This window comes from Arthrobacter sp. CG_A4 (assembly GCF_035985125.1).
GTDB lineage: Bacteria > Actinomycetota > Actinomycetes > Actinomycetales > Micrococcaceae > Arthrobacter.
The window spans coordinates 44,699-59,903 of the sequence record NZ_JAXCID010000003.1 but is presented as its reverse complement, the minus strand read 5'-3'; the positions used below and the strand labels follow the sequence as shown (position 1 = coordinate 59,903).

Below are 15,205 nucleotides of genomic sequence, written 5' to 3'. Positions count from 1 at the left end.
GTTCCGCGGACGGCCGGATGGCCTCCGCGCTCAGTCGACAAGGGGACACGGTGGCACGGACAACGGATAGGGCACAACGGGGAGGCCACTCGGGCGTCAGCATCGAGGATGTGGCCGCCGCGGCCGGTGTCTCAACGGCCACCGTGTCCCGTGCGGTCCGCGGTTTGCCCCAGGTGTCGCCGGCCACCAGGGAGAAAATCCTGGGCGTTGCGGCGGATCTGGGATACGTGGCGTCCTCCTCGGCCTCCGGGCTGGCCACCGGGCGCACCAAGACGATCGGGGTGCTGGCGCCTTTCGTCAGCCGCTGGTTCTTCTCCAAGGCCATCGAGGGTGCGGATCGGGAACTTCACAGCCGGCATTATAACCTGTCCCTCTTCAACCTGGGCGGACACGGCAGCAACCGCGAGCGGCTTTTCAGCAAGACCATGGTCTACAAGCAGATCGACGCGCTGCTGGTCCTCTGCATGGCGCTGACCCATGAGGAAATCGAACACCTTCAGAAGATTGACATCCCGCTCGTCGTCGTGGGCGGACATGTGGACGAATGCCCGTACATCGGCATTGACGACTATGCGGCCGCCTGCACAGCGGTCCGCCACTTGATCGACCTCGGACACCAGGACATCGCCCTCCTGCATGGCGACGACGAAACCGACCTGAACTTCGACGTCCCGAGGGTCCGGATCAAGGCTTTTCAGGACGTCATGGCGGAAGCCGGGCTGAGTGTCCGGCCGGAGTGGGACGAATGCGGAGACTTCACCGTCCCGAGCGGTCAGGCGGCCTTCCATCGGCTCTGGGACAGGCCGGGACCGAAGCCCACTGCCATCTTCTGCGCCTCGGACGAGATGGCCATGGGGATCATTTTCGAAGCCGCTCAGGCCGGTGTCCGGGTCCCGGAGGACCTCTCGGTGATCGGCATCGACGACCACGACTTTTCTGAAGCCATGGGACTCACCACCGTCGGGCAGCGGCCCGACGAGCAGGCCGAACTGGGCACCAAGATGCTGCTGGACGAGCTCGACGGCGTGGCCGGGGCCGTGCGGTCCACGGTCGCGCCGCACTGGCTGATCGTGCGGCGGACGACGGCGCCTCCCCGCGCCGCGGACTCACCCGCCGTCGGGAGGATTGCCGGGCAGTCTGCTGGCGGGACTGCCTCCGGAATTAAGGACGACGACGACTCGGTTGCCGGGCAGCCTGCCGGCCGGTCGCACGCCGCCGGCTAGGGTCAGGAAGCGCGGGCGAGCTGCCGGATCGGGATCCAGCGGGACGCCAGCCGGCGGTAGGCGGCGGCCGCGCCGGTCATGTCGCCTTCGGCGAGGCACTCTATCCCCAGCCTCACGTCCAGAGGGGAATCGTCCGGGTAGACCTTGTCCGCCACGGCGCCGTAGTCCAGTTCCACCGCCGACTCCGGGTGGAAGAGCGCCAGCCATTCCGTGAGCTGGGTCAGGTCCTCGAGCATGTCCAGATCCGGCGCGGCGAGGGTCAGATGGGCCACCGCATAGCGGACCCGCTCCAGGGCCTCGCCGATCGCCGCGCGGACCCGCACCGTGACGATATGTCCGTCGGATTCCACTACCTCGGTGGGGTCGGACTCCTGGAAGAGGCAGAACCAGCTGAACGGGATGCCCCAGGTGGACGCGCGGGTGTGGACGCGGCCCAGTCCGGCGTGCGCACGCACCTCGTCGATGCGTCCCTGGTGCCGGTATCGCTGCTCCTCAGGGATCAGCAGCTGCGCCAGGGGCGCATGAATTCCTTCCAGCAGGGCATTCGCCGCGAGACCGGCCCGGAGGACAAGCTGGCTCGGGCAATACAGCAGTCCCGCGGACTGCCCGGCCTCGGCGGGCTGCGTGCTGTCGGAGCCGGCGCCGTCGGCGGCACTGGGGGCGATGGGCGCGCCGGCAGCGGTCACTGGCGGGGCGCCGGCCGCACCACGCGGGGACCCGACGACGCGCACCAGATCGGTCCGCCCGGTGGGGAACGGATCCCCGCCGGAGCGGGTGACCCGGCCCAGGGAGGCCAGCAGTTCGGCGTTTTCGACGGCGGCGCGCGACGCGCTGCGGCCGCCCGCCGTGCGCAGCGCCTCCTGCTGTTCTGCCGGGAACGCTGCCAGGGGCTCGTAGATGCGCAGCGCCGAGGAAAACGGCAGCCCGACTTGTCCCCGGTAGAGGTTCCCCGTCATCGGATCACGGTGCTTCCCTGACCAGCGGTCATCAGTCGCCCAGCTCCACGATGACGGGGGCATGGTCGGAGGCGCCCTTGCCCTTGCGTTCCTCGCGGTCGATCGACGCGCCGGTGACGCGGGCGGCCAACGCGGGGGAGGCGAGGACGAAGTCGATCCGCATGCCTTCCTTCTTGGGGAAGCGCAGCTGGGTGTAGTCCCAGTAGGTGTAGACCCCGGGGCCCGGGGTGCGGGGGCGGACAACGTCCTGGAATCCGGCGTCTTCGAAGGCGCGGAAGGCTTTCCGTTCCGGCTCGCTGACGTGGGTGAGGCCCTCGGCACGGAAATAGTCGATGTCCCAGACATCCTCGTCGCGCGGGGCGATATTCCAGTCGCCCATCAGCGCGATCTGCGCCTGGGGTTCGTCCTTGACCCAGCCCTCGGCATGGGATCTCAGCGTGTTCAGCCAGTTGAGCTTGTACGGCATGTGCTCGTCGTCGAGCGCCCGGCCGTTGGGGACATAGAGGCTCCAGACCCGGACGCCGCCGCATGTGGCGCCGATGGCGCGGGCCTCCTGCACGGCGTCCTTGCCGTTCTTGCCGAAGACGGGCTGGTCCATGAAGGTGCGTTCGACGTCGTCGAGTCCCACCCGGGAGGCGATTGCCACGCCGTTCCATTGGCTCAGGCCGAAGTGCGCCACCTCGTAGCCCATGTTCTCGAACAATTCCCAGGGAAAGTTCTCGTCCTTGCACTTGGTTTCCTGGATGGCCAGGACATCACAGTCGGTGCGCTGAAGCCAGGCTTCGACACGGTCGGCACGGGCACGCAGCGAGTTCACATTCCAGGTAGCAATCTTCACACCCCTAACTTACCGAACTTGGCTGGACGACGACGCTGCCCGGCCCGGGCAGTCCCTCTGGAAATTAGTAGGAAGTCCGAGTATATTCAGCAGGGAGATGGCGTGGGTCACAGACGGTCCGGCCGTCACCGCGGCAATCACACTGCAGGCAATCACAATGCAAAGGAGCATTCCACCATGGTTCGTGAGCTCAGCCACTACATCGACGGACAGCATGTTGACGGCACCTCGGGGCGCTTCAGCGATGTCTACGATCCCTGCACCGGCGAGGTCCAGGCCAGGGTCCCGCTGGCCAGCGTCGAGGAGGTCCGCAACGTGATCGCCAGCGCGGAGAAGGGCCAGCTGGCCTGGGCTGCCATGAACCCGCAGCGCCGTGGCCGTGTGCTGCTCAAGTTCGTGGACCTGGTCAACCAGAACCTCGACGAACTCGCCACGCTGCTGTCCTCGGAGCATGGCAAGACCTTCCTGGATGCCAAGGGTGACATCCAGCGCGGTATCGAGGTGGTGGAATTCGCCGCAGGAGCCCCGCACCTGCTCAAGGGCGAGTTCTCGGACAGCGCCGGAACCGGCGTCGACGTCCACTCGCTGCGCCAGCCCCTCGGCGTCGTTGCCGGTATCACGCCCTTCAATTTCCCGGCCATGATCCCGCTCTGGAAGTCCGGCCCGGCGCTCGCCGCGGGCAACTCCTTCATCCTCAAGCCCTCCGAGCGGGACCCCTCCGTGCCGCTCCGCCTCGCCGAACTCTTCACCGAGGCGGGACTGCCGGATGGCGTATTCAACGTGGTCAACGGCGACAAGGAAGCAGTCGACGCGCTGCTGGAGGACTCCCGGGTCCAGGCCATCGGATTTGTCGGCTCCACGCCCATCGCCCAGTACATCTACGCCACGGCCGCCGCCAACGGCAAACGTGCCCAGTGCTTCGGCGGCGCCAAGAATCACATGGTGATCATGCCGGACGCGGACCTGGACATGGCCGCGGATGCCCTGATGGGCGCCGGCTTCGGCTCCGCCGGGGAACGCTGCATGGCCATCTCGGTGGCAGTCCCTGTCGGCAAGGCCACCGCCGACGCCCTCGTTGCCAAGCTGCTGGAACGGATCGCGGACCTCAAGGTGGGCCACAGCCTGGCCAAGGATTCGGACTTCGGGCCGGTCGTCGCGGCGTCCGCCAAGGAACGGATCGAAGGCTACATCCAGGCCGGCGTCGACCAGGGCGCCAGCCTGCTGACCGACGGCCGCGGCCTCAAGGTCGAGGGCTATGAGGGCGGCTTCTGGGTGGGCCCCACGCTCTTCGACAACGTCACCAAGGACATGACGATCTACAAGGAAGAGATCTTCGGCCCGGTGCTGAGCGTGCTCCGCGCCGAAGACTACGACGAGGCGCTGCGCCTGTGCAGCGAGCATGAGTTCGGCAACGGCGTGGCCATCTTTACGCGCGACGGCGACTCCGCCCGGGACTTCGCCAGCCGGGTCCAGGTGGGCATGGTGGGCATCAACGTGCCCATCCCGGTGCCGATCGCGTACTACACCTTCGGCGGCTGGAAGGCGTCCGGCTTCGGCGACCTCAACCAGCACGGCGCCGACGCATTCCGCTTCTACACCAAGACCAAGACGGTCACCACCCGCTGGCCATCGGGCATCCGCAGCGGCACCAGCTTCGTGATGCCGGAAGGCAGCTGATGACCGGGACGCACTCCGGGGAAGCCCCCGCCGCTGAAGTGCTGGCCGCTGAAGTGCTGTTTGAAAAGCGCGGCCGGCTCGGCGTCGTCACGCTCAACCGGCCCAAGGCCGTCAACGCGCTCACCGCGGGCATGGCTTCGGCCATGCTGGAGCAGCTCACGCTCTGGGCCGACGACGACGCCGTGGCGGCGGTTCTGGTCCGCGGCGCCGGCGAGCGGGGGCTGTGCGCCGGCGGTGACATTGTGGCCATCTACCGGGACATGCTCGACGGCGGTGATGCGACGGCTGGCTTCTGGGCGGAGGAATACCGGCTGAACTCCCTCATCGCTGGCTATCCCAAGCCGTATGTGGCGTTCATGGACGGACTGGTCCTCGGCGGCGGCGTGGGGATCTCGGCGCACGGTTCGGTCCGGATTGTCACCGAACGCACCCGGATGGGGATGCCGGAAACAACCATCGGTTTGGTGCCCGACGTCGGCGGCACCCTGCTGCTCGCACGCTCGCCCGGGGAGTCCGGCACCCACGCCGCCCTGACCGGCGCGCACTTGAGCGGCGCCGACGCGCTGTTCCTGGGCTTCGCGGACCGCTTTGTGCCGTCCGGGCGGCTCGCGGAGCTCGCCGGGGCGCTCGAGAGCGAGCCGGCGGACGCCGCCGTCGCGCGCTTCACCGAAACTGCCCCGCCGTCCGTTCTGGCGGCACAGAGCGGGTGGATTGACGCGTGCTACTCGGCCGACGACGCCGAGGAGATCCTGCGCCGGCTGCGGGCCTTTGGCGGGGAGAGCGGAGGGGAGGCAGCCGAAGCGGCCGACACGATCGTTGCCAAGTCGCCGACCGCCGTGAAGGTGGCGCTGGAATCCCTGCGCCGCGTCCGCGGGCTGAGCCTTGAGGAAGCCCTCGAACAGGAGTACCGGGTGGGCCTGCGCTTCCTCGCCGGCCCCGATTTCCGCGAGGGCATCCGCGCCCAGGTGGTGGACAAAGACCGCAACCCGCGCTGGCAGCCGGCCAGCCTGGCGGAGGTCAGCCGGGACGACGTCGAGTCCTACTTTGCGCCGCTGGGCGCCCGTGAACTGAAGCTTTCGAAGGAGCGCGACAATGTCTGAGTCACCGTCCGAATCACCCACTGGGCTGTCTGGGCCCGGGGCCACGGCGGGCACCATCGCGTTCCTGGGCCTCGGCCACATGGGCGGTCCCATGGCGGTCAACCTCGTTAACGCCGGCTACACCGTCACCGGCTTTGACGTGGTGCCGGCGGCACTGGAGACCGCCCGTGCGCACGGCATTGCCACCGCCGGCACAGCCGCCGGGGCTGTAGCGGGGGCAGCCGTTGTCCTGACCATGCTGCCCAGCGGCAAGCACCTGCTGGACGCCTACCGCGGCACCCCCGGCCAGCCGGGACAGCCCGCCCAGCCAGGCCTGCTGGACATTGCGTCGCCGGGAACGCTTTTCCTCGACTGCTCCACGATCAACGTGGACGAGGCCCGCGAGGCAGCCGGCCTTGCCGTCGCGGCGGGCCACCGGGCCGTCGATGCGCCGGTCTCCGGCGGCGTCGTCGGTGCCGAGGCGGGCACCCTGACGTTTATGGTGGGGGCGCATCCGGAAGACTTCGAGGCGGTCAAACCGATGCTCGGGGTCATGGGCAGGCGTGTGGTCCACTGCGGCGAGCACGGCGCCGGGCAGGCCGCGAAGATCTGCAACAACATGATCCTCGGCGTGTCGATGATCGCCGTGAGCGAGGCTTTTGTGCTCGGCGAGAAGCTGGGGCTGACGCATCAGGCCCTGTTCGACGTCGCCTCCGCGGCCTCCGGACAGTGCTGGGCGCTGACCACCAACTGCCCCGTGCCGGGACCGGTCCCCACGAGCCCCGCCAACCGGGACTACCAGCCCGGCTTCGCGGGCGCCCTGATGGCCAAGGACCTTAAGTTGGCGCTAAACGCCCTCGAAAGCACCGGAGTGGCGGCCCGGCTGGGGCCGCTGGCCGCCGAAATTTACGGTAGCTTTGCGGCGGAAGGCGGTGCCGGCCGGGACTTTTCCGGCATCATCACCGACATCCGGGACAAGTCCGAACACTAGGGCAGTCTGCACACCAGGTGCGTCCGAGATCTCAGGCGCATCCGGGCATCGATGCCATCAGGCACATCCGAATATCAGGCACATCCGAGCATCAGCTGAGGGGACACGCATGACCGACTACGCAAACATTCTGGTGGAGCGACGCGGCCGGGTAGGCCTCGTGACGCTTAACCGGCCCGAGGCGCTGAACGCCCTGAACAAGGCCACCATGGACGAACTCGTGGCTGCCGTCACCGCCATGGATACGGATCCTGAGGTGGGCGCGGTGGTGGTCACCGGTTCCGCCAAGGCCTTCGCGGCCGGCGCCGATATCAAGGAAATGCAGTCCAAGGGCTACATGGACATGTACGCGGCCGACTGGTTCCGTGGCTGGGAGGACTTCACCCGGCTGCGCATCCCCGTGGTTGCGGCCGTGTCCGGCTTCGCCCTCGGCGGCGGCTGCGAACTCGCCATGATGTGCGACTTCATCATCGCCGGGGACAACGCGAAGTTCGGCCAGCCGGAAATCAACCTGGGCGTGCTGCCCGGGATGGGCGGCTCGCAGCGCCTCACCCGTGCGGTGGGCAAGGCCAAGGCCATGGACATGATCCTGACCGGACGGTTCATGGGCGCGGAGGAAGCCGAGCGCTCGGGCCTGGTATCCCGGGTGGTGCCGGCCGCGGACGTGGTCGAGGAAGCGCTGAAGGCCGCCGGGGTCATCGCCGCCAAGTCCAAGCCGGTGGCGATGGTGGCCAAGGAGGCGGTCAACGCGGCCTTCGAGACCGGCCTGGCCCAGGGCGTGCTCTTCGAACGGCGCGTGTTCCATTCTTTGTTCGCCACGGAGGACCAGAAGGAAGGCATGGCGGCCTTCAGCGAGAAGCGCCAGCCGGAGTTCACCCACCGCTAGGCGCAACGACGCGCAATCGTTCCTGCGACGCGCAAAAGATCCTGCGACGCGCGAAAGTCCTGGCGCTACTGGAATACCAGCAGCGCCAGGACTTTTGCGCGTCGCCAGGCCGGAACCGCCGCGCTGAGGCCTGCCCGACGATTGCTACGGCACCGACGGTCTCCCGCTTTTTTGGGGACTACCTCTTTTTGGAGGTAGTTGGATGTCCACGCTTTTCGTTACGGTGAGCTGAGTCACACAACCGTGTACCAGGGTCGACATCAAGGGAGATTGCCATGACCTCAGTTTCACCGACTTCGCCGGCCGGACTGCAAGCGCCGCCGAGCCGCAGGACCCTGCGAAAGGTTGCCTTCGCGAGTGCCGCCGGAACCACCATCGAGTTCTACGACTTCTTCATCTACGGCACCGCCGCCGCCCTGGTCTTTCCGGTGGTTTTCTTCCCGGCACTCGGCGCCGCGGCCGGAACCATCGCGTCGTTCGGCACGTTCGCCGTCGCCTTCTTCGCCCGTCCCATCGGCGCCATCATCTTCGGCCACTACGGTGACCGGATCGGCCGGAAAAAGACCCTCATCACCACGCTGCTGATGATGGGCATCGCCACCGTGATGATCGGGTTCATCCCGGATGCCAGCACGATCGGCGTTGCAGCCCCTATCCTCCTGGTGGTGCTCCGCTTCGTCCAGGGCCTGGCCGTGGGCGGCGAGTGGGCCGGGGCCACGCTCCTCGTGGCCGAATACGCGCCCAAGGGCAAGCGCGGACTCTTCGGAGCCTTCCCGCAGCTTGGCCCGTCGATGGCCTTCGCCCTGGCCAGTGGAACGTTCCTGATCACCAACCTCACGCTCGGCGACAAGTCCGAGGCTTTCATCACGATCGGCTGGCGGGTTCCGTTTATCCTCAGCGCCGTGCTGGTGCTCGTGGGCCTGTGGGTCCGGCTGAGCATAGAGGAGACCCCCGTGTTCAAGAACGCGGCGGCGAATGCCGCGAAGAGTACCGGGACGGCCACCAGGCTACCCATCCTCGAGTCGATCAAGCGCCAGCCCCGCGAAATCCTGCTCGCCGGCGGCTCCTTGACCCTTCTTTTCGCTTTCTTCTACATTGGCACCGCCTACCTGACCAGCTATGCCACCAGCCCCACCGGCATGCAGCTGAGCCGCGTGGAAGTGCTGAGCACCGGCATCGTTGCCTCGCTGTTTGTCGCCGCCGCCACCCTGGCCTCGGGCATCCTCTCGGACCGCTTCGGCCGCAAGAAGGTCATCGCCACCTCCTGTATCCTCGCCGTGCCGTGGTCCCTGGCGCTCTTCCCGATCCTCAGCGCGAACACTGTCTTCGCCTTCGGCATCGGGCTGACCGTCACTCTGGTGATCTTCGCCATCGCCTATGGTCCGGCCGGCGCACTGCTTCCCGAGCTCTTCGAAACCCGTTACCGCTACACCGGTGCGGGCATGGGATACAACCTTGCCGGCGTCATCGGCGGTGGCATTGTCCCGCTCGTGGCGGCCCAGCTGGCCGGCACGTCCGGGGCCTGGTCCGTCGGGTACCTGCTCGCCGGGATCGGCGTGTTCAGCGTGCTGTGCACCCTGGCACTGCCCAACCGAGAAAAGCATGCGCTGGAGGACGGCAGCCACCAGGTCGTTCCGGAGCAGGCCGAAGGCGGAAAGGGAGCGTCCGAGTCCGTCTCCCGGCGCTGAGGGATTCGGCACCGGGGGATTCAAGAGTAGGGGATTCGAGAGTGAGCGAACCGTGATTGGGGGTGGGGCTGCCGGTGATCCGGCAGCCCCTTTTCGCGGAATGAGTCCGAGACGCCGCGTCGCTGACACGGCCTTGCCGTCCTCGGTCCGCTGGCCAGGCCCAAAACTCGGCCAGCGCAGCGGGGAAGTTCTCGCCGAGATCGGAATCACGGACGCCGAGTTGACGATCCTGCGTGAAAAGGGGCTGGCATGAGTATTCTAAACCTGCCCTCCTCCATACGGCATGTCGAGGTGGGACTGCGCGATGGCCTTCAGTCGGTCAATGAAACCGTTCCCACCGAGGACAAGATCGAACTGATTCACATGCTGATAGATGCAGGCGTCAGGGAACGAGGCTGTGTCTTTCGCCCACCCCAGGGTATTGCCGCAACTGGCCGACGCGGCCGAGGTAATGGCCGCCGTGCCGCGCCAGCCCGGCGTTGTCTACAGAGGTCTGGTCCCGAATCTGCGCGGTGCGCAACGAGCGGCAGATTGCGGGCTGGACGAGCTCGTCGTCGTCGTTTCCGCAGACGACGAGGTGAGCATGCGAAACCAAGGCCTCACAGTGAACGAAGTTCTGGCTGACCTCGCAAAGATCGGGGACTTGGCGCAGTCGGTTGGCACCAGACTCCTTGTAGCCGTTGCGTGCGCATACTTTGCACCTGCACGGGGCACGGTCACGCGGGAGGAACGACCGCGCGTGGTCGAGGCCGTGGCCGATGCAGGCGCCGGCGGTGTGTACCTCGCAGCAACTTCCGGGGAGGAGCAACCCGCAGAAATGTACGAAGGCGTTGCCGAGGTGCGGCAGCTTTATCCGCAACTGGACCTAGGAGTGCACCTCCACAACCGCAACGGATTCGCTCCGGCCAACGCGCTGGCATCCATGATGGCCGGAGCCACGTGGCTGGAGGAGTCCTTTGGGGGACTCGGCGGGGACATGTGGTTCCCGGGCGACCCGTCCGTCCTCGGCAATGTGGCGTTAGAGGACCTGATCCATCTGTGCGATGGTCTCGGGATAGAACGCGGCATCGACCTGGTGAAATACATGAGGGTCTCCGACAAGATAACAGAGCTCACAGGCCGTCCGTCGGCATCTTTCGTATCCCGCGGCGGGACCCGCGCCGATCTTGCGGCAGCCCACTGGCCGCAAATGGCTGAACCGCTGACCGGGGAACCGGTACCGGAAATGGACAAAGCCGCAATGTCCGGGCCCGGGGAAGAGACACACAAAGCAGACGAGACAGCCTACGCACAACTGCGCTCAATCATCGTCGCGGGTGAGCTACCCGCCGGAACCTGGCTTCGGGAAACGTCCCTCGCGGAGCGTATGGGCGTCAGCCGCACCCCTGTACGCGAGGCCTTGAACCGGCTGGCCGCGGAGGGTCTGGTCGAAATAAGTCGGAACAAGGGTGCACAAATTTTTTCCTTTTCGCCGGAGGACGTGACGGAACTCTACGATGTCCGCGCCGGATTCGAACCCCACGCGGCCCGGCTGGCCGTACCGCGTCTGGACAACGACGATGTCGCCCACCTGGCAGCGCTTTCGGCCCGGATGGAAGAAGCTGTAGCCGCAGGAAAACTCAGTGAACTAAACGCACTAAATAGCCCCTTTCACGGAATATTCGTCGAACAGTGCGGTAACCGGCATTTCGCCATGGCGCTGCAGGCGGTCATGAGGCCAGCATTGGTCGCGCATACTTTCCGAATTTACAGTCCGGAGGCCCTGAAAAGAAGCATGCTGCACCATGCCGAGCTGGTTGCGGCAGCAGAGGCACGGGACGGTGAGTGGGCAGAAGTGATCATGCGACAACACATCCGGGCAGCTAAAAACGCAGCAGGCGCACGTCCTTCCACCCGCTAGCCTCCGGGCACGGGCACGGGCCCCGGCGCCGGCATCGTTGCCTCGCTGTTTGTCGTCGCCGCCACCCAGGCCTCTGGCATCCTCCCGGGCCGCTTCGGCCGCAAAAAGGTCATCGCCATCTCGTGCATCCTCTCAGCGGCGGATTCCCTGCGTGAAGTAAAGCACGGGGCCCACGAAGTTCACGGCGATGACCGCTGCCCATACCCTTTTGCGGCCGTTGACCTGCGGGGCGGGGCGGGTAGCCAGATCCGCCCAAGCGGTGGTGGCCAGCGACAACTGCACCGAGGCCAAGGCCAGGACCGCAGCCTGCTGCCCGCTCGTCAGTTCGCCCCGCGTCCCGGGCTTCCTGCCCCTCATGGTCATCTTCTCCGCGCCGAGGCGTGCGGAGGCGCGTCGGGCCTGGAGTGGGCTTGATTCAATCATGATGGTCCCTTGTCTCTTTGGAGTATCCCCGCTCTTGTGGACACGAGATTATGCGGCGAGTTCATGAATGGATTTCTTTCGGTCAAATCTGCACCGGAGTAGCTCGGGGGCGGAAGTGTCGGAGTGTTTCGGAGTGGTCACAGGTGCCGGCGCTCATTCACCCGTTCGATTGCCTTGCCCGTCTCAATGAGCAGGAATATCGCGACCGACAGGCCGAGCGTGTAACCCCACTCACGCAGCCCGATCGGGGCTGAGTGGAACCAGAGGTTCATGAACGGAGCATAGACAAAGGCCAGCTGCAATGCCAGGAGCGCACCGGCGCAGATCCAAATCACCGGGTTTCCGCGCAGCACCGCCACGTTGAGGCTGGAGGCATGTACGAAGCGTGAGTTGAATAGGTAGGCGAGTTGACTGAGAGCGAGCATGGTCACCGCGGTTGTTTGTGCCGCTGCCAAGGAAGCGCCGGCAGCGCGCTCGATAAAGAACACTGCCGTGGTGGCGCCGCTGATGAGCACCGCTACCCAGACGATTCGTCCCAGGTATGCCCGGCCCAGGAGGGATCCGCCCGGTTTGAGCGGCCGGCGCAGCATCAGTCCGGGCTCGGCAGGCTCATAGGCGAGGGCAAGCGAGAGGGTGATCGCGGTGATCAAGTTGATCCAGAGGATCTGCGTCGGTTGGAGCGGCAAAGTGAATCCGAATAACACGGCGACAAGGATGACCATCGACTGGGCTGCCGTGGTGGGCAGGAGAAAGACAATGGACTTCTGCAGGTTGTCGCGGATGCGCCGCCCCTCTTTGACGGCACGCTCAATGGTTGCGAAGTTATCGTCAGCGAGGACGATATCGGCCGCCTCCTTAGTCGCCTCCGTGCCCTTGATCCCCATGGCCACGCCGACGTCTGCGCGGGTGAGGGCGGGTGCGTCGTTGACACCGTCGCCGGTCATCGCGACGATCTCCTTGTGGGCTTGCAGCGCCTTGACGATACGGAGTTTGTGTTCGGGACTGGTCCGCGCATAGACGTCGACGTCGCGCACCACCCGGATGAGTCGGTCCTGGCTCATGGCCTCCAGCTCGGCGCCGGTTATCACCCGTGAGTGCGCGGTATCGGTGATTCCCATTTCCCGGCTGATTGCCCGTGCAGTGCCGGCATGGTCGCCGGTAATCATTTTCACGCGGATGCCGGCGGCGTGCATGGAGGCGATCGCCTCGATCGCCTCCGGCCGGGGAGGATCAACGATACCGACCACACCAAGGAACAGCATCCCGTCGTCAACGTCCCCGGCGTTCAGAGCGGCTTTACCGTCGGGAGCGGCAGCGCTGGCGGCGGCCAGCACGCGCAGGCCCTGCGCGCTGAGATCATCGACACACGTATTCCAGAAATCTGTATCGAGCGGCTCCCGCTGCCCGTCGGCGCAGAGCTGGTGGCTGCTGCGGCCGAGCAACACGTCCGGGGCGCCCTTGAGGAAAATTCCCAACTGCCCGTCGCGGGTTCGGTTCAGCGTGGCCATGAACTTACTGTCGGACTCGAACGGCACGACGGCGACCCGCTCGTGTGCGGCGGAATCAAATCCGGCCTTCAGCGCGAGCGTTCGCAGTGCGCCCTCGGTCGGTTCGCCGACGACCCGCCAGTGGCCGCCCTCCTCCATGACGCGGGCGTCATTGCACACCGCCATAACCGTGACGAGTCCGTCCAGATCGGGGTGGCCGCCGAGTGTGGCGGTTTCGCCGTTGAAGGTGATCGAGCCGGCGGGCTCGTAACCGACGCCGGAGACCGGGTACGGCGCCTGCCGGGTGACGGCGATGCGGACTGTCATTTCGTTGCGGGTGAGCGTGCCGGTTTTGTCGGAGCAGACGGTGGTGACCGAGCCGAGCGTCTCGACCGCGGTCAGGTTGCGGACGATGCCCCGCCGGTTAGCCATCTGGTGCACGCCCAGGGCGAGTGTGATGGTGACCAGTGCCGGAAGTCCCTCGGGGATGGCCGCGACCGCGAACCCAATAGCCGCCGACAGGAGATCATTTCCGTCTTGATCGTGCAGGAGACGACCAATCGCGAGCATAATCGCGGCGACGCCGACGATAAGGAGCGACAGCTTCTTCCCGAAGGAGTCAAGCTGCCTGGTGAGCGGTGTGTCCAGGCTCTGCACCCCGGAGATTAAGGTCTGGATGCGCCCGATCTCGGTGTCGGCGGCAGTGGCCGTAACAACCCCGGTCCCGCGGCCGGCAGCGACGATGGTACCCGAGAAGATCATGCTGTGCCGGTCGCCAATGCCAGCGTCCGCCGGCACCGGGCTGGTCTTCTTATCGGCGGGAACTGACTCACCGGTAAGGGCGGACTCTTCCACGCGCAGGTTGGTTGCCTCTACGAGCCGAATGTCGGCGGGCACTTTGTCACCGGACTTGACCCGCACAATGTCGCCGGGAACAATCGCTTCCGCGTTCAGGTCAACCCACACCCCGTCGCGTCGGACCTGGGCATGAAGGGAGAGCATCTTGCGAATAGCGTCGAGGGCTTTCTCCGCCCGGCCCTCCTGCAAGAACCCGATCACGGCGTTGATCACGGCAACAGCAATGATCACCGCGGCATCGATCCAGTCTCTGAAAATCAGTTTCAGCACGGCCGAGGCCAGCAGCACATAGATGAGCACGTCATTGAAGTGGCCCAAAAACCGCAGCACCGGGTTCCTCACGGGCGCCACAGCCAGCCGGTTCGGGCCGTAATCGGCCAGACGCTGCTCTGCGGCACTGGCGCTGAGGCCCTGATGGGTTGAGCCCAGCTCCGCGAGCACCTCGGCGGCCGGCCGGGCAAAAGATTCGTGCACGCGCTCTGGCGCGCCGGCCCGGGAAGCATCGATCATCGAAGCATCGGCTCCTGAGGGGCCATCACGCATTGACTTCCGGGATCCTGGTTTCGTCATGTCGCGTTTCCGTTCAGGCAAAGGTCAAGGCTCGCGGGTTGGGTTGCGTTGGGTACGGCGTGGCTGGCGGCAGCGATGTATCGAAAAGGGCCCGACAATCCGCGGCGGAGCAAAACCGCGGCGATGGCCAAAGCCGGGACGACGGCGCCGAGAACCTCAACCATTGCCCTCGCGAAACTTCGGCCCTGGCCGGTGAAAGTGTTCGCCGCTTTCACCGACATCCCGATTGCCTCCTTGACGGAGGCGAGGTCGCCCGCGATCAGAAACAGCTTAACTAAGACCCGCCGCTCCTTCAGACGTCACACGGACAGCGTAAAGCAACTCGACAAAGATGCACACCACGAACAGCCCACCAAGGACCGAGGGCATAGCCGGCGGCTGGTCCGCTAACGTGTGGTGGCTGGTATATCTGGACCCCTCGTCCTGAATCCCGGTTTCTTCGCCAGTTTGTCAGGGGCGCTTCGCGTCCGGACGCTACGTTGACCTGAACTTCAGGGCCGGCAGGACGGTCATCGACAACCGCAAGAGGCGCGTGCTGGACCTGGAACGGGCCGCCCGCAGCACCCGCCAGAGGTCATGGAAAATGGAACCGTTGGACGGTCTCTGGCCGGATAGCCGGCGCAGCTGCC

At 66.1% G+C, this 15,205-nt stretch carries 13 protein-coding genes; 8 read left to right on the top strand and 5 right to left on the bottom strand.

The features are described 5' to 3' along the window. Positions 1-50: 50 nt before the first annotated feature. A complete protein-coding gene (locus RCH07_RS02275) occupies positions 51-1,223 on the top strand; it encodes a LacI family DNA-binding transcriptional regulator (protein WP_326965844.1) in 1,173 nt (390 codons plus the stop codon). Positions 1,224-1,225: 2 nt separating this feature from the next. Here the strand turns inward: RCH07_RS02275 and RCH07_RS02270 are convergent, their stop codons facing one another. Both RCH07_RS02270 and RCH07_RS02265 read right to left on the bottom strand, forming a co-directional pair. Next, positions 1,226-2,179, bottom strand: coding sequence for a hypothetical protein (locus RCH07_RS02270; protein ID WP_326965843.1), 954 nt, complete (start codon positions 2,177-2,179; stop codon positions 1,226-1,228). Between the two features lie 31 nt (positions 2,180-2,210). Further along, entirely contained in the window at positions 2,211-3,017 is an 807-nt protein-coding gene (locus RCH07_RS02265) for an exodeoxyribonuclease III (RefSeq protein WP_326965842.1), read from the bottom strand. 177 nt (positions 3,018-3,194) lie between these two features. Here RCH07_RS02265 and RCH07_RS02260 point away from each other — a divergent pair, with 177 nt between their 5' ends. From RCH07_RS02260 to RCH07_RS02235, 6 genes are all read left to right on the top strand, one after another. After that, a complete protein-coding gene (locus RCH07_RS02260) occupies positions 3,195-4,694 on the top strand; it encodes a CoA-acylating methylmalonate-semialdehyde dehydrogenase (protein ID WP_326965841.1) in 1,500 nt (499 codons plus the stop codon). Then, entirely contained in the window at positions 4,694-5,794 is a 1,101-nt protein-coding gene (locus tag RCH07_RS02255) for an enoyl-CoA hydratase/isomerase family protein (protein WP_326965840.1), read from the top strand. Before RCH07_RS02260 ends, RCH07_RS02255 begins: the two co-directional genes overlap by 1 nt. After that, entirely contained in the window at positions 5,787-6,764 is a 978-nt protein-coding gene (gene mmsB / locus RCH07_RS02250) for a 3-hydroxyisobutyrate dehydrogenase (protein ID WP_326965839.1), read from the top strand. The genes RCH07_RS02255 and mmsB overlap by 8 nt, the downstream gene beginning before the upstream one ends. A gap of 109 nt (positions 6,765-6,873) precedes the next feature. Further along, positions 6,874-7,650 (top strand): enoyl-CoA hydratase, encoded by a 777-nt coding sequence (locus tag RCH07_RS02245; protein ID WP_326965838.1) that lies wholly within the window; start codon positions 6,874-6,876, stop codon positions 7,648-7,650. A 275-nt stretch (positions 7,651-7,925) separates the two neighbouring features. Beyond that, positions 7,926-9,338, top strand: coding sequence for an MFS transporter (locus RCH07_RS02240; protein WP_326965837.1), 1,413 nt, complete (start codon positions 7,926-7,928; stop codon positions 9,336-9,338). A 100-nt stretch (positions 9,339-9,438) separates the two neighbouring features. Continuing rightward, positions 9,439-9,591 (top strand): hypothetical protein, encoded by a 153-nt coding sequence (locus RCH07_RS02235; RefSeq protein WP_326965836.1) that lies wholly within the window; start codon positions 9,439-9,441, stop codon positions 9,589-9,591. A 129-nt stretch (positions 9,592-9,720) separates the two neighbouring features. Here the strand turns inward: RCH07_RS02235 and RCH07_RS02230 are convergent, their stop codons facing one another. Continuing rightward, entirely contained in the window at positions 9,721-9,933 is a 213-nt protein-coding gene (locus RCH07_RS02230) for a hypothetical protein (RefSeq protein WP_326965940.1), read from the bottom strand. On the opposite strand from RCH07_RS02230, the gene RCH07_RS02225 reads away from it, so the two are divergent. After that, a complete protein-coding gene (locus RCH07_RS02225; RefSeq protein WP_326965933.1) occupies positions 9,832-11,238 on the top strand; it encodes an FCD domain-containing protein in 1,407 nt (468 codons plus the stop codon). The two genes, RCH07_RS02230 and RCH07_RS02225, sit on opposite strands and share 102 nt — an antisense overlap. Positions 11,239-11,370: 132 nt before the next feature. On the opposite strand, the gene RCH07_RS02220 is transcribed toward RCH07_RS02225, so the two are convergent. Next, entirely contained in the window at positions 11,371-11,661 is a 291-nt protein-coding gene (locus tag RCH07_RS02220; protein WP_326965835.1) for a hypothetical protein, read from the bottom strand. A 137-nt stretch (positions 11,662-11,798) separates the two neighbouring features. Beyond that, positions 11,799-14,549 carry an HAD-IC family P-type ATPase gene (locus tag RCH07_RS02215; protein WP_326965834.1) on the bottom strand — a complete coding sequence of 917 codons (2,751 nt, stop codon included), beginning with the start codon at positions 14,547-14,549 and terminating at the stop codon, positions 11,799-11,801. Positions 14,550-15,205: the final 656 nt, after the last annotated feature.

Bases quoted from the DNA above. Each gene is read 5' to 3' on its own strand.
- mmsB (WP_326965839.1), top strand. From the start codon at position 5,787: ATGTCTGAGTCACCGTCCGAATCACCCACTGGGCTGTCTGGGCCCGGG.
- RCH07_RS02215 (WP_326965834.1), bottom strand. From the start codon at position 14,549: ATGCGTGATGGCCCCTCAGGAGCCGATGCTTCGATGATCGATGCTTCC.
- RCH07_RS02270 (WP_326965843.1), bottom strand. From the start codon at position 2,179: ATGACGGGGAACCTCTACCGGGGACAAGTCGGGCTGCCGTTTTCCTCG.
- RCH07_RS02245 (WP_326965838.1), top strand. From the start codon at position 6,874: ATGACCGACTACGCAAACATTCTGGTGGAGCGACGCGGCCGGGTAGGC.
- RCH07_RS02255 (WP_326965840.1), top strand. From the start codon at position 4,694: ATGACCGGGACGCACTCCGGGGAAGCCCCCGCCGCTGAAGTGCTGGCC.
- RCH07_RS02260 (WP_326965841.1), top strand. From the start codon at position 3,195: ATGGTTCGTGAGCTCAGCCACTACATCGACGGACAGCATGTTGACGGC.
- RCH07_RS02235 (WP_326965836.1), top strand. From the start codon at position 9,439: ATGAGTCCGAGACGCCGCGTCGCTGACACGGCCTTGCCGTCCTCGGTC.
- RCH07_RS02220 (WP_326965835.1), bottom strand. From the start codon at position 11,661: ATGATTGAATCAAGCCCACTCCAGGCCCGACGCGCCTCCGCACGCCTC.
- RCH07_RS02240 (WP_326965837.1), top strand. From the start codon at position 7,926: ATGACCTCAGTTTCACCGACTTCGCCGGCCGGACTGCAAGCGCCGCCG.